Origin of the sequence: Mucilaginibacter psychrotolerans, assembly GCF_004519315.1 — a bacterium.
Lineage (GTDB): Bacteria > Bacteroidota > Bacteroidia > Sphingobacteriales > Sphingobacteriaceae > Mucilaginibacter > Mucilaginibacter psychrotolerans.
In genome coordinates this window covers 1-13577 of record NZ_SOZE01000043.1, presented here as the reverse complement: position 1 = coordinate 13577, position 13577 = coordinate 1, and the positions used below count along the sequence as shown (strand labels likewise).

The following is a 13577-nucleotide window of genomic DNA, read 5'->3' as shown; positions in this document are numbered from 1 at the left end:
TTAGCTATTGCACTTCGCTGTAAAATTGCTGCAGATAATCCAGCATAAACTGATGCCTTTGGGTTGCCATTTGCTTGCCGGTATCGGTGTTCATCTTATCCTTAAGCAACAGTAGTTTTTCGTAAAAGTGGTTGATGGTGGGCGCGGTAGTATTTTTATACTCTTCCTTACTCATGTTAAGGTGGGGGGCAATATTGGGGTTGTAAATTTCGCGGCCCTTAAAACCGCCGTAGGTAAATGCGCGGGCAACGCCAATGGCACCAATGGCATCCAACCGGTCGGCATCCTGTACTACGCCGAACTCCAAAGAATAAAAGGTTGCCTTGTCGAAGCTGGATTTGAAGGACATGTGCCTGATGATTTGCTGCACGTGCATGACTATGGCGGCATCCAGCTGCAACCCCCAGAGGAAATCGCCTGCAGTTTTAGGCCCTATCTCTTCGTCGCCGTTATGGAATTTACTGTCGGCAATATCGTGCAGCAATGCTGCCAGTTCAACAACAAGGGTATCGCATACTTCAGTTTCTGCAATCCGTTTGGCATTGGTGTGCACGCGACTGATATGCCACCAGTCATGGCCGCCTTCAGCATCCTTGAGGGTATCCTGCACAAAACGGACGGTTTTGGCTATTATATCTGCGTGGCTCATGTTAACACAATTTGCCGCAAATATATTTTATCAGATTTAGTTTGCAGTTGTTTTATGAAATTATGCGGCTTCTGCCTCAGGGGTTTTGATCAACTCAAGCAAATCTGTTTCTAATACATCAGAAATCTGGAACAGGCGCTCCAAGGTAATCTTTGTATAGCCAAGCTCAATTTTGCTGTAGGCATTTTGTGATATATTAAGCTTTGCTGCCAAATATTCCTGGGTATAATTCAATTCTTCCCGTTTTTTGCGGATGTTGGCCGCTACTGCTTTTACTTTAAAATTTAACAAATTCTTCATTGTATGTCTCAATAGAGGGGATGCTATAATTAATATACAAACGAGAATAAATTACACGCGGATTTTGTTTGGATTAGTTTTTGGTTAATTTTTTTTATGAAAGAGGACTTAAAGCTACGCTGCCCTTCTATTCGAACGGATGAAATTACTTTTAGACCTAATTTTTCAACCACGGTCAGTATTTGCTGTCACTTATAAATAAAATTGTTATTGGTTGGTCGTTGGTTGCTCCAGTCTCCCAAATCAATAGTTTTATCAACCTCTGTTTTAAAGGTCTGTTTAAAATTGCCCACCAAAGTGGTAAACAGTTTTTTAACGTCAAATTACATAGACATACAACCAGCGGGAACTTTATTTGATGAGTTACTTCAATTTTCTTCTGTGTTTTTAACAATATTTCTGATTACAGCATCTAACTGCAAGGCAGATTGCCTTAAATAAACAATAAGCTCTTGCTCGGTTTCGGAGGAAGTTGAATCGATTAACAAATTGGTTAGCCCTATAATATTGGCTACGGGTACCCTCGCCACGTGCGACTGCAAAAAGGCTATTTTTTGCAACTTCTCATTCTGTTCTTTAATTGCTTTAATGTTTTTTACGCTTTGCGTAACATCTGTTGTTGTAGCCAGTATAGCATTTCTATCGTTAAATATCAATTCATTGCTTCGCACTTCAACATGGATCTTGTTATTGCCCTTTGTAGTGTGAATGGTATTGAATAAGGCAGCTTCGCCCGGATGTCGGAGTTCGTTTACCATCATTTCGCCCGGGCATTCAATATCGCTTTGCTGCATATTTAAAAACTCGGCCTCGGTGTAGCCATAATGATCTATTGCGGCTTGATTTACCTGCTTAAATCGCTTTGAATCCTTATCTATTAAAAATTTGGGTAATGGGCTACTGGAAAATAGCATTTTGTATTGAGCCTGTGACTGCGTCAAAAGCTTGTTTTGCTTAATTTTATGGCTTATTTCCATTTCCAGCTGATCGTACAAACCTGCTCTTTTTATCGTTGCTTTTTCTAGCCCGCCGAGCAACTGTCTAATGGTAATGATAATAATCCAATCGAGCAGCAAAAAGTTTGATGTGTAAATTACCCACCGGTAAAAGCTGATGTTGAAATATTGGCTTAACGAAACAATATTACCCCAAAACAAACCTGTAAAAGTTAGGCATAAAACAGTTTTTGTAATTATCCAGCTATAAGCCATTTCGTTTGAGAACTGCAACGTTAGAAAAATGCTAAGCGCAAAGAAGTATATGGTGCCCATTGCAAGTGATTTCATAAAAATCATGAGCAGGAAAGAAAAAACGGTAAGGATAGCAGCTATTATTATTTTGCGGGAACTGTAGCTTAACTGCCGGCTTAATGCTGTAATATAAACAGCCACAAACGCCAGCACATCTAAAATAACTACCTTATGATCTCCTTCACGAAACTCCAAAATCATACTGGGAACCAATACCACGATACATGCCGGCATTATATATACTAAAAGTATAGCAAACGTTTTATTTTGCCAATAAGTAAAAATTTGATGCTCGTCAACAGAAGGGTTTTGTTTGATTAACCGTATGCCGGCTTTGTAGCGGTTAATTAAATAATTGGGGTAAGAGCAAAGAAATTTCATGGGACATTAAATAGCAGATCATGCGCCGGACAAATCGGATTATTCAAAACGAATAGCACCGTGATGCTATTTTGAAACGATCTGGTGCTTAGCCGATAATCAGCTACAGGTGGCTTTAAAAAGATTTCAACCTGACGTTATTATTTTACAAAGGTAAAAAAAATCGAACTGCTAAACCAACAAGCAATTTCTTAAGGATGAAGAGAGGCTGTTTCTATAAAAAGTCGTTATAAGCAAAAACGCCATGCATGGCATAACCATCATGGCGTTTTATTATTTCAATAAAAGATATCCTTACTTAACTAAGGTACCAATGGGTTCGCCCTGAGCAATCTTCATAAAGTTGCCCGGTTTGTTCATATCGAATACGATGATGGGCAGTTTGTTTTCCTGGCAAAGGGTAATGGCAGTCATATCCATTACGCTAAGGCCTTTATCATACACTTCCTGGAAAGATATTTCATCATAACGAGTTGCGGTGGGGTCCTTCTCCGGGTCGGCGGTGTAAATACCATCTACACGGGTTCCTTTTAAAACCACATCGGCTTTTATTTCGATAGCACGCAACGACGCGGCCGTATCGGTAGTAAAATATGGGTTACCTGTACCTGCGCCAAAGATGACGATTTTGCCGCATTCCAAATGGTGCATAGCACGACGACGGATGTAAGGCTCGCAGATCTGCTCCATCTTAATGGCCGATTGCAGACGGGTCTCAACACCCACGCTTTCTAATGCATTCTGTAGTGCCATGCAGTTGATCACGGTAGCAAGCATGCCCATATAATCGGCCTGGGCGCGTTCCATGCCGCTTTTCTCGGCACTTAGCCCACGGAATATGTTGCCACCGCCAACTACTACTGCAATTTCTATACCTTGTTCTTTTACAGCTTTGATGTCTTGCGCATATTGCAAAACCTGGTTGTTATCAATACCGTATTGTCTTTGTCCCATCAGGGATTCGCCGCTAAGCTTTAGGAGAACTCTTTTGTATTTCATGTATAGGAATGATTTTTCAAAAATAGTTAATTAATAGGATTGTAAAAAGTTTATGTAGCTACTGTTAATAAATTCCCTTTAAAAATAGTTGCATTAATTTGATAAGTTTCATCAAAAACTAGCATATCAGCATAAAAGCCTTCAACAATTTGGCCATTTTGGTTCATTTTTGATAATTCAGCAGGATATTTAGAGGCCATGTTGATGGCTTCAGCTAAGTCAATGCCTGCCTTTTCTACGCAATTTTGCACGGCTTTCAGCATGGTAAGGCTCGAACCAGAAAGCGTGCCATCAGGCATTACGTATTTATCGCCTTCTAAACGATGCTGGTAAGCACCTTCGGTGGCTGCGGTTACAGCATCGGTTATCAGGAAAAGCTTATCGCCCAATTCGCGCTTGGCCAGGCGTATCATGGGCCAATCTACGTGGTTGCCATCAGCTACTATGCTGGTATAAGGTTTCTCTTCGAAAATAGCGGGGATGTAGCCCGGCTCTCGATGATGCATCTGCGGCATGGCATTGAACAAATGCGTAACTGCCGGGATAGGCTTATTCAAGAATGCCTTACCCTGCTCATAAGTAGCGTTGCTATGGCCCGACGATATGATGATGCCTTGCGCGTGCAGGTAATCAATCACCTCCTCGTCTTGCAGCTCGGGCGCAATGGTTATCATCTTAATGGTGCCCTCGGCACTTTCCACCCAACCTTTAACTTCGGCAAGGGTAGCTTTCTTGATGTACTTTTCCGGATGGGCACCTTTTTTGGTGGGATTGAGGTATGGGCCTTCGAGATGCAAACCCCAAAAGCACCCGCGTGCCTCGGCACGGTAGGCTTTTGCCGCAGCAATGCCTTGTTCAACAATTTCGTTTGTATTGGTGCCAATGGTTGCGAAAAAGCCGATAGTACCCTGTTTAAGCAAATCATCTTCCATCCGCTTTAAAGCAGCCACCTCCGGCGTACCGGCGAAGAGTTTGCCACCACTGCCGTAAATCTGCAAGTCTATAAGGCCGGGGGCGACGTAAGCACCTTGCAAATCTTTTTTTAATGCTTCATGCGGTATGGCCGACTCATCAACCACGTCGATTATCGTATCACCTGAGATGATAATTGCCTTGCCATGGCTGATGGCACCATTAGAGATGAGTTTAAGATTATGAAGTGCTGTTATCATAGTAGCCCCCTCTAAATCTCCCCCGGAAGGGGAGACTTTATAAATTGTGTTTTATAATGTCCCCTCATAATAAAGCCCTCCCTACCGGGGAGGGTTGGGTGGGGCTATTGCAAAAAAAATCCCCCTCGCTAAAAACGAGGGGGATAATATATTTAAGCTCCTAAAGCTACCCGCTTAAAGGCGGTAACGGTAAGACCTTTATCTACGGTATCCAGGAACTGGCTTACGCTCTTCGAAGAATCCTTCACGAACTCCTGGTTAAGCAAAGTAGAATCTTTGTAGAATTTGTTCAGCTTGCCGGCAGCGATTTTTTCAACCATTGCTTCTGGCTTGCCTTCTGCACGGATAACATCTTTTGCAATTTCAAGCTCGCGCTCAATAACTGATGCATCAACGCCATCTTTGTCAATAGCAACGGGGTTCATGGCAGCAATTTGCATGGCAACATCTTTACCTGCTTCATCAGCACCTTCAACGTTTTTGCTTAAGCCTACCAATACACCTAAACGGAAGTTACCGTGTATATAAGCCACAACTTTATCGTCTTCAATTACTTCGTATTTAGATACGCCTATTTTCTCGCCGATTTTGCCGGTTTTATCGATGATAGCATCACCAATTTTAACGCTAGTGTTTTCAACATCGATATTTAAAGCGTAAAGCTCTTCGATGCTTTTTGGGTTAGCCTCAACAGCTATGTTAGCAATTTCGTTAGCAAATGCTACGAATTCGGCATTCTTAGCTACGAAATCTGTTTCGCAGTTAAGCTCGATGATAACACCACGTTTACCATCTGCCGAAGTGCGTGATATAACAACACCTTCGTTGCTCTCACGGTCCTGGCGGCTTGCAGCAACCTTAGCACCTTTTTTCCTTAAAAAATCAATAGCCGCTTCAAAATCACCATTGGTTTCAGTTAAAGCTTTTTTGCAATCCATCATGCCTGCACCGGTTTGCTGGCGCAGTTTGTTTACATCAGATGCAGAGATTTGTACTGTAGACATTTTATTTTAGTTAAATAGTGGGTAGTGAGTGGTAAATAGTTTTAACTCGTATCTCCAAACACCAAATTTTATTAATGAATAAGTGGTGAATAGTAACCAGCGGGTTGGAACAACTCACCATTCACTACCCACCACTCACCAATATTATTCTTCTGTTGATTCAGCAGCAGGGGCTTCTGTTTCAGCAGCTTCGGCTGTAACTTCTGCGGTCCTTCTCCTTTTGCCACCTTCAGTTGCTGCAGAACGATCTGCTACTTCAGGAGCGTCAGCTTTTGCTTTAGCAGCAGCAGCTTCTTTCTCAGTTTCGTCTTCTTTATCGCGTTTGCGTTCTTCCAAACCTTCTTCGATAGCTTTGATAATGATACCTGTAATCAAAGATATTGATTTAGTAGCATCGTCGTTAGCCGGGATAGGGAAATCGATGTTAGAAGGATCTGAGTTGGTATCAACCATCGCGAAAGTCGGGATGTTTAATTTCAAAGCTTCCGAAACAGCGATGTGCTCTTTCTTCACGTCGATAAGGAACAAAGCAGCCGGTAAACGGTTAAGATCTGATATACCACCCAGCAAAGATTCTAGTTTGATACGCTCGCGTTGTATCATCAGTCTTTCTTTTTTAGAAAGGTTGCTGTAAGTACCGTCTTTAGTCAATTTATCGATGTTAGACATCTTTTTGATCGACTTGCGTACGGTAGCAAAGTTGGTTAACATACCACCCAACCAACGCTCGGTGATGTAGGGCATGTTTACCAGTTTCGCTTGCTCGGCTACGATATCCTTAGCTTGTTTCTTGGTAGCTACGAATAATACCTTGCGGCCCGATTTTACGATTTGTTTTATAGCTGCAGCAGCTTCTTCAACCTTAGATAAGGTTTTGTTTAGATCGATAATGTGGATACCGTTGCGCTCCATAAAAATGTACTGTGACATTTTCGGGTCCCATTTGCGGGTAAGGTGGCCAAAGTGTACACCTGCATCCAGTAAATCCTGATATGTTGTTCTTGCCATTGTTGTTGTCCTCCTAAAATTTTAGCGTTTACTGAATTGGAATCTCTTACGTGCTTTCCTGCGACCTGGTTTCTTACGCTCAACCATACGGTCATCACGTGTCATTAAACCTTTAGCGCGCAGTGCCGGTTTTTTCTCCGGATCCAGTTCAACAATAGCTTTCGCAATAGCTAAACGAACGGCTTCTGCCTGTCCTTTTACACCACCACCTGCTACGTTTACTTTTACATCAAATTTACCAGCCGAGCCAGAAACTTCTGTGCTTTGCATAACGATGTATTGTAAAGGTAAGGTTGGGAAGTACTCTTTGTAATCTTTACCGTTTACGGTAATTGCGCCTGCACCATCAGTTAAATAGATGCGGGCAACTGCTGTTTTTCTTCTGCCTGAAGTGTTAGTTGTTGGCATTTTTCTTTTCTCCTGTTAATTAAATGGTTTTTGGATTTTGAGCTGCATGAGGATGCTCTGCGCCTGCATAAACATGCAGGTTACCGTAAATAGCACGGCCTAAACGATTTTTAGGCAACATACCGCGTACGGCTTTTTCAATCACACGCTCAGGATGCTTTGCCATTAACTCTTTTGGAGAAATGAAACGCTGACCACCAGGATAGCCGGTGTAAGAAACATAAGTTTTATCGCTAAACTTGTTTCCGGTCAGTTTGATCTTGTCTGCATTAATAACAATAACGTTATCTCCGCAGTCTACGTGTGGGGTGAAACCTGGCTTGTGCTTACCTCTGATCATCATCGCGATCTTCGTACACAAGCGCCCCAAAATCTCATTGTTTGCATCAACAACAACCCATTCTTTGCTAACGGTTTTCTTGTTGGCTGAGACAGTTTTGTAACTTAACGTATTCACTTGCTTTAAATTAAATGTATTAAACGTATTCTATACCCCGTAATTACGGGACTGCAAAGATACGCGTATTTGTTAAATTTACAAATGGTATTTACTTTTTGCAGTCCCTTGATTTTAAATGAGGTAGGTAGGGTGGCGCGGAGGCTGGTTTGGGCGTTTGGGAGCAGAAGCAAGTTGCAGTGGCGGGAGGAAGTTGCAGTTAAAGGAAGGAAAGTTGCAGTGGCGGTAGCAGTGGTCTGCATCTGCTAACTGCTACTGCAACCGCAATTGCCACTTCTTAAACCAGTTCCTCGCAGCTAAACCCCGCCACCCTAAGGATATGCTTAATTGTTTGCGGCTCGATACGGGAACTTACGATGCGCAGCACGCGGTCGCAATCTTCCAAATCGAAGGTGTAACGTTTGATATCCGTAAGTGCAGTTAATAGGGGCTGCAACCTGTTTGCCTGCCTGGGCGTTGCTACGCTTGTTTTAAATATCAGCACATCCATAGGTTGTTATTTTGTTGGTGATGTTGTAAAGCCCTACCGAACCTGTTCCCGCACCCCGCGTGGTAAGCAATGTGCATGCCTGTCGCCGGTACGCTATGGGGTGCCGAAACAAGTTCGGCAGGGCAATTAATTATTTAGCTTCTTCCTTAAAATCCGCTTCGGGTTTTTCTTCCTTGAAGGCATCCCAGCCGCCACGGCGGTGTTCGCCCCTACGGCCCCAGCCGCAGCGGTCTTTCCATTGGGCTTTAAAGTTCTCGCGGTCTTCGGGGCTCATGTTACGGAAGCGCTCTTCCATCATTTGCTTGCGGCGCATCCATGGCGCACTGCCGCCTTTGCCACCAAAGCCGAAGAGTATCTTGCTCAGGACGAATATCCCCATGGCTTGCCAAAAGGTAATGGTGCCAACGTGCAGTATATCGGGCAGCAGATGGTTCCAAAGCTGCATTACTACGTAACTTACCAGGGCTAATATGGCTGCTATCCCAAAAGGTATCAGGAAAAGCTTCTTTTTATGTCTTATGTTCATTTCAGTATTTTTTTTAAATTAATAATCATTCATTTCATCATACAACTGCTTAAGGCGTTTGCGCAGGTGCAGTACCGCGTAGCGCTTACGCGATACCAGCGTGTTTACGTTTTCGCCCGTACGTTTGGCAATTTCTTCGAAGGGGACGTCCTCCAGTTCGTGCCAGGTGAATACCTGCCGCTGCTGTTCGGGCAGTTCGTCAAGCGCTATGAAGAGCTGCTCCCAAAACAGGTTGCGTATGTATTCGGTTTCGGGCGTGCGGGCTTCGGCGAGGAGTATTTCGCTAAAGTTGGGCGCGTCGTCGTCGTCGCCGGCATCGTTGCCTGCCATATCATCCAACAGGGTTTCGGTGTGTTTTTTATGCTTGTCGAGTATCTTGTTGCGCGCAACACGGTACAGCCAGGCACTGGTTTGCTCAATGGGCTCCGAATTCAGTACGTTGCTGAACTGGTACCAAACATCCTGCAGGATGTCTTCGGCATCGGCATCGCTTTTTACCCGCTTGCGGATAAACCCCAACAGGCTTTTACCATACGCCTTAATAGTGTGTATGATATGGCTTTCTTTATCCTGGGGCATTACTACGCTTTGCAATTGTATGTGTGTTTAAAGATAAAGACGAACAGCCTTTTAAAACATTTTAAATAAAATAAAATAAATAAGCCCCACCCAACCCTCCCCGGTAGGGAGGGCTTTAAAATCACCAAAAAGTAAAAGTCTCCCCTCCCGGGGGAGATGTAGAGGGGGCTTAAAACCAAATCCCTACCTTGCGCGTTCTTTAAACATGGCCGATAAAAAAACACTGATACTAGGCGCAACGCCAGACGCCAGCCGCTACGCCTACCTCGCCGCTAACCGCCTGGTGAGCCGCGGGCACAGCATTGTGAACGTGGGCATTAAAACCGGCGAAGTTGCCGGTGTACCCATCGAAAAGCCGGAGACCCTCCACACCGATATAGACACCATTACCCTGTACGTTGGCCCGCAGAACCAGCCGCCACTGTACGATTATATCCTCGGCACCAGGCCTAAACGCATCATCTTTAACCCCGGCACCGAGAACGCCGACCTCCGCCGCATGGCCGAAGAACAGGGCATCGAAACTGAATACGCCTGCACGCTGGTGCTGCTAAGTATAGGGCAATATTAGTGGTTAGTAGTGAGTGGTTGCGCCGTTCAGGGCGTGAGCAACAAAAGGGAAAGGAAACGTATTGACTCAATATGGCTGATGTACACTCCAAAGAAACCCGAAGCTACAATATGTCGCGCATACGCGGGAAGGATACCAAGCCGGAGATGGTGGTGCGGAGGTTGATAGCTTAAATTAGATGCCTTGTAAATATTCTTGATATATTTATAAAATCTAAACTAAGCGGAGTGATAAATAGCATCTATTTAAGAGAAGACAAGTTCAAAGAATATAATACTATTGATGATGACCGTACTATCAGAAACCTGTCTAAGATTAACATTTTCATCGGTAGTAATAATTCCGGCAAAAGCAGATGTTTAAGAACTATTTTTTCTGATAATGAATTGAGATATAATTCGGATACGCTTGACATTACTGTACTTAATTCTATAATAGATGAATTTAAACAAGAATTAAAGGAAGGGTTGGATGGTCTAGTCGAAGGGGCATTTATAGTCAAGCGATTTATAGAAGATTTTAAGGCGTTGGATTTTTGTATTCAACATTAAATATAACGGAACTCGTTCAACAGCACTTTAGTGATTTGACAATGCTATATGCTAACATCCATCCAAGCACCACTGCTCAATCCAAATTAAAATACTTAGCTGAAAGCATTGGTAAAAAATACACGAGTAAACTAAATGAATTTCTCGATAACAGAGATTTTGACTTCAGGTTAAAAAATATTTATATACCTACTCTTCGGGGCCTGAGAAACGTAGGCAATGCGAATTCCGACTTGTATTTAGAACGAACATTTAACGATTATTTTGTCCACAATAATACCGAAGGGGATATTCAAAGCAAAATTTATACTGGGTGGAGCCTGTATAACGATTCGAAAAAATTAAAATTGGGAGGGCCTACCGACAGGAAAAAAATCGAAGATTTCGAGTTTTTTTTGAGCGAAAGTTTCTTCAATAATCAGAAAATTGTTCTAACCCCGCGGTCAGATAAAGAGGTGGTGTTTTTGCAAATTGGTAATCATGAGTACCCTATTTATGATTTAGGGGATGGTATTCAATCAATTATCATTTTAACGTATCCTTTGTTTTTTAACAAAGGTCAGAAGTTGAATTTTTTCATTGAAGAGCCTGAACACTATTTGCATCCTGGCTTCCAGCGAACATTTGTGGAAACTCTTTTAACATTCCCTGAATATCAATATTTCATAACAACGCATTCTAACCACCTACTTGATATTACGCTCGAGCAAAATGAGATTTCAGTATACACTTTTAAGAAAAGCTTTAAAGATACAGCTAACCCTGGGTTTGTGATTGAGAACGTGGAGAATAGCGACTCAAATATATTATCATGCATAGGTGTAAGAAATTCATCGGTATTTTTATCTAACTGCACAATTTGGGTTGAGGGAATTACGGATAGGATTTATGTTAGAAAATACTTGGAGGTCTATCAACAAAGTAAGAACATTAAGTTCAAAGAGGATACGCATTATTCCTTCGTTGAATACGGTGGCAATAACATAACGCATTGGTCATTTTTAGACGATGCAGATGGAGAACACCCCAATATCGAAGTAGAACGGCTATGTGGGAAGTTGTTTTTAATAACAGATAAAGATGGAGATGGACTTACAAAAAACGGTAATCAATCAGCTAAAGGTTTGCGACAAGAACAATTGAATAATACTTTAAAGGAAAGATATTACTGCCTGCGAGCGCGAGAAATTGAAAATACGCTAAAACCCGAAATTCTAAAAAAGACAATTATCGAAACCGAGTCGTCTTCCCAATTAGATTTTAAGAAAGCATTCGACAATGAATCGATGTATCAAAGCAAAAAGATTGGTGAATATATAGACAAGCATGTTATTGGTTTAAGCAAAACTTATCAGGATAAATCAGGAACGGTCAAAGACAAACTTAATTTCGCCAAGAAAGCGGTGTCAAATATTAAAAGTAACGATGATTTAGGTGACGAGGCTTTGACATTAACTGAAAAACTATATGAATTTATAAAAGCACATAATCGTTAAAATGATAGCTTTTCACTTAACCACTGACCAATCCACAACCTGCCCAATCTGCGGAGCAAGAGCTGAAGAGTTGTCTAACTTCCTCCACACCATCGTCCAGTTAAAAATTAAGGAATGCCTGAATACCGATTGTAAACATGTATTTTTTGAGATAGAAAATTAACATGAAACCCGGCCAAACCCTCTGGACAAAAGAGCAGCTTATCCTCGCCATCAACCTGTATAGTAAAATACGGTTCGGGCAAATGCATGCCAACAATGCGGAGGTTAAGGAACTGGCCGCCATTATCGATAGGAGCCCATCGGCTATAGCCCGCAAGTTGGGCAACTTTGCCAGTTTCGACCCAAAGCTGCAGGCCCGTGGTATTAAAGGTTTGGAGAACGCCAGCAAACTGGATAAACAGGTTTGGCAAGAATACATGCACAATTGGGACCAGCAATTTATAGAAAGCGAAGCCCTGCTTGCACAAAAAAAGAACACCACCATCGAAGCTTTAAATCCCATCGAGGAAGAAGAATTCGAACAAAGGGAAGGCAGGGAAGTTGTCCGCTCGGTATTGGTAAGGCTTAATCAAACGGCTTTCCGCAAGATGGTGTTGAGCAATTTTGATAACCAATGCTGCATTACCGGCATCGACCAAACATCGCTGCTGGTTGCCAGCCATATTTTGCCATGGAGCAAAGACGAAGGCAATCGCCTCAACCCCAAGAATGGCCTGGCTTTAAACTGCCTGCACGATAAGGCTTTTGACAGGGGGCTGCTTACCATCACGGAAGATTTCAAAATAAAGGTATCGTCCGTCTTTTTAAAGAGTGCGGGTATCCCGAGCATCCAAGAGAACTTTATTGCTTACGATGGTATGCCTTTACTTTCGCCTAAGAAATTTTCTATTGACGTGGAGTTCCTGAAAGTGCATAACAGCACTTTCAAAGCGTAATCTTCACTTATATCCGATTGCCCATTCTCCCCCATCCGGCTAATTTAGCCGCATGCACAATATCAAATTCAATTACCGCTACCGCGATGCCGGCAATTATAAAAACCACGGCTGGGTTGTCTTCGACAATCCTCACAATGTTGAGTTAAGGGATTTAGAAACCCTCATCCAAACCAAACTAATCGACGAGACTTATTTCTACGTTGACCAATGGCTCCTGCCCGACCTCCACTTCTCCATATGGAACAACCAATTGGACCATACCTGGCACGAGTTTGAATCCATAGAACACACCAACGAAGCGCCGAATACCGCGTTTAGCTTAACCGATTTCATGTCGGCTATAGAAAAGGTAAAGCCATTTAAGTGGTAATTTTAATTGCGTAACACCATTTCGGTTATTTTGAAGCAAAACCAATTAACCATTTTCGTGATGTCACGAAAATGGTTGGTAATAAATCCGTCATGTTGAAACTTTTTCAACACCCATCATAAATGTCGCCATTATGCTTAGCCGCTTTGCATGCAGGCTATCTGCCAGCTTTCGGCCGAAGCTGAGCTGCTGAGGTTGTCTGAACTCGAATTTTAAAGAATTAACGAATTATCAGAATGGTGCATAAACGTATTCTGCCTATTCCATTAATTCATAAAATTCGGGTTGGTCTTATACGGCTATAGGTTTACACTTTTGGAATAATCGTATTCCAAATGAAAGAAAAGATGTTGGAGCAGTTTAGCTTCACGGAAGAGTTTAAAGAGAAACTTGTCCACTTAGTGATGTATCGGAACCAGTCGGTA

The 13577-nt window shown here is 42.5% G+C and carries 18 protein-coding genes; 6 read left to right on the top strand and 12 right to left on the bottom strand.

Features of this window, described 5'->3' with window-relative positions; genetic code table 11:
- Positions 1 to 4: 4 nt before the first annotated feature.
- From E2R66_RS25405 to E2R66_RS25350, 12 genes are all read right to left on the bottom strand, one after another.
- Positions 5 to 649 (bottom strand): HD domain-containing protein, encoded by a 645-nt coding sequence (locus tag E2R66_RS25405; protein ID WP_133236276.1) that lies wholly within the window; start codon positions 647 to 649, stop codon positions 5 to 7.
- A 60-nt stretch (positions 650 to 709) separates the two neighbouring features.
- Entirely contained in the window at positions 710 to 949 is a 240-nt protein-coding gene (locus E2R66_RS25400; RefSeq protein ID WP_133236278.1) for a helix-turn-helix domain-containing protein, read from the bottom strand.
- 368 nt (positions 950 to 1317) lie between these two features.
- The gene (locus tag E2R66_RS25395; protein WP_133236280.1) at positions 1318 to 2580 is read right to left on the bottom strand and encodes a PAS domain-containing protein; all 1263 of its coding nucleotides are present in this window, start codon (positions 2578 to 2580) and stop codon (positions 1318 to 1320) included.
- Positions 2581 to 2874: 294 nt separating this feature from the next.
- Positions 2875 to 3579 carry a UMP kinase gene (gene pyrH, locus E2R66_RS25390; protein ID WP_133236282.1) on the bottom strand — a complete coding sequence of 235 codons (705 nt, stop codon included), beginning with the start codon at positions 3577 to 3579 and terminating at the stop codon, positions 2875 to 2877.
- 50 nt (positions 3580 to 3629) lie between these two features.
- Positions 3630 to 4751, bottom strand: a complete 1122-nt coding sequence (nagA, locus tag E2R66_RS25385) for an N-acetylglucosamine-6-phosphate deacetylase (RefSeq protein ID WP_133236284.1) — start codon at positions 4749 to 4751, stop codon at positions 3630 to 3632.
- Between the two features lie 152 nt (positions 4752 to 4903).
- The gene (gene tsf, locus E2R66_RS25380) at positions 4904 to 5755 is read right to left on the bottom strand and encodes a translation elongation factor Ts (protein WP_133236286.1); all 852 of its coding nucleotides are present in this window, start codon (positions 5753 to 5755) and stop codon (positions 4904 to 4906) included.
- A gap of 144 nt (positions 5756 to 5899) precedes the next feature.
- Positions 5900 to 6763, bottom strand: a complete 864-nt coding sequence (gene rpsB, locus E2R66_RS25375; protein WP_133236288.1) for a 30S ribosomal protein S2 — start codon at positions 6761 to 6763, stop codon at positions 5900 to 5902.
- A 21-nt stretch (positions 6764 to 6784) separates the two neighbouring features.
- Complete coding sequence (gene rpsI / locus E2R66_RS25370; protein WP_133236290.1) at positions 6785 to 7171, bottom strand: 30S ribosomal protein S9; 387 nt, start codon at positions 7169 to 7171, stop codon at positions 6785 to 6787.
- Between the two features lie 19 nt (positions 7172 to 7190).
- Positions 7191 to 7628: a 50S ribosomal protein L13 gene (rplM, locus tag E2R66_RS25365; RefSeq protein WP_133236292.1), complete on the bottom strand. Its 438-nt coding sequence runs from the start codon at positions 7626 to 7628 to the stop codon at positions 7191 to 7193.
- Between the two features lie 277 nt (positions 7629 to 7905).
- Entirely contained in the window at positions 7906 to 8118 is a 213-nt protein-coding gene (locus E2R66_RS25360; RefSeq protein WP_133236294.1) for a hypothetical protein, read from the bottom strand.
- A 130-nt stretch (positions 8119 to 8248) separates the two neighbouring features.
- On the bottom strand, positions 8249 to 8644 hold the full coding sequence (locus E2R66_RS25355) for a hypothetical protein (RefSeq protein WP_192902010.1): 396 nt from the start codon (positions 8642 to 8644) through the stop codon (positions 8249 to 8251).
- Between the two features lie 18 nt (positions 8645 to 8662).
- Complete coding sequence (locus E2R66_RS25350; protein ID WP_240049530.1) at positions 8663 to 9238, bottom strand: RNA polymerase sigma factor; 576 nt, start codon at positions 9236 to 9238, stop codon at positions 8663 to 8665.
- A 190-nt stretch (positions 9239 to 9428) separates the two neighbouring features.
- On the opposite strand from E2R66_RS25350, the gene E2R66_RS25345 reads away from it, so the two are divergent.
- The 6 genes from E2R66_RS25345 (at position 9429) to E2R66_RS25320 (ending at position 13152) form a co-directional block, all read left to right on the top strand.
- Entirely contained in the window at positions 9429 to 9794 is a 366-nt protein-coding gene (locus E2R66_RS25345; RefSeq protein ID WP_133236296.1) for a CoA-binding protein, read from the top strand.
- Positions 9795 to 9865: 71 nt separating this feature from the next.
- Complete coding sequence (locus E2R66_RS29175; protein ID WP_133236298.1) at positions 9866 to 9967, top strand: hypothetical protein; 102 nt, start codon at positions 9866 to 9868, stop codon at positions 9965 to 9967.
- Positions 9968 to 10021: 54 nt separating this feature from the next.
- Entirely contained in the window at positions 10022 to 10345 is a 324-nt protein-coding gene (locus E2R66_RS25335; protein WP_133236300.1) for a hypothetical protein, read from the top strand.
- 41 nt (positions 10346 to 10386) lie between these two features.
- Positions 10387 to 11841: an AAA family ATPase gene (locus E2R66_RS25330; protein ID WP_133236302.1), complete on the top strand. Its 1455-nt coding sequence runs from the start codon at positions 10387 to 10389 to the stop codon at positions 11839 to 11841.
- Between the two features lie 164 nt (positions 11842 to 12005).
- Positions 12006 to 12779: an HNH endonuclease gene (locus E2R66_RS25325; protein ID WP_133236304.1), complete on the top strand. Its 774-nt coding sequence runs from the start codon at positions 12006 to 12008 to the stop codon at positions 12777 to 12779.
- Between the two features lie 52 nt (positions 12780 to 12831).
- The gene (locus tag E2R66_RS25320; RefSeq protein WP_133236306.1) at positions 12832 to 13152 is read left to right on the top strand and encodes a hypothetical protein; all 321 of its coding nucleotides are present in this window, start codon (positions 12832 to 12834) and stop codon (positions 13150 to 13152) included.
- Positions 13153 to 13577: the final 425 nt, after the last annotated feature.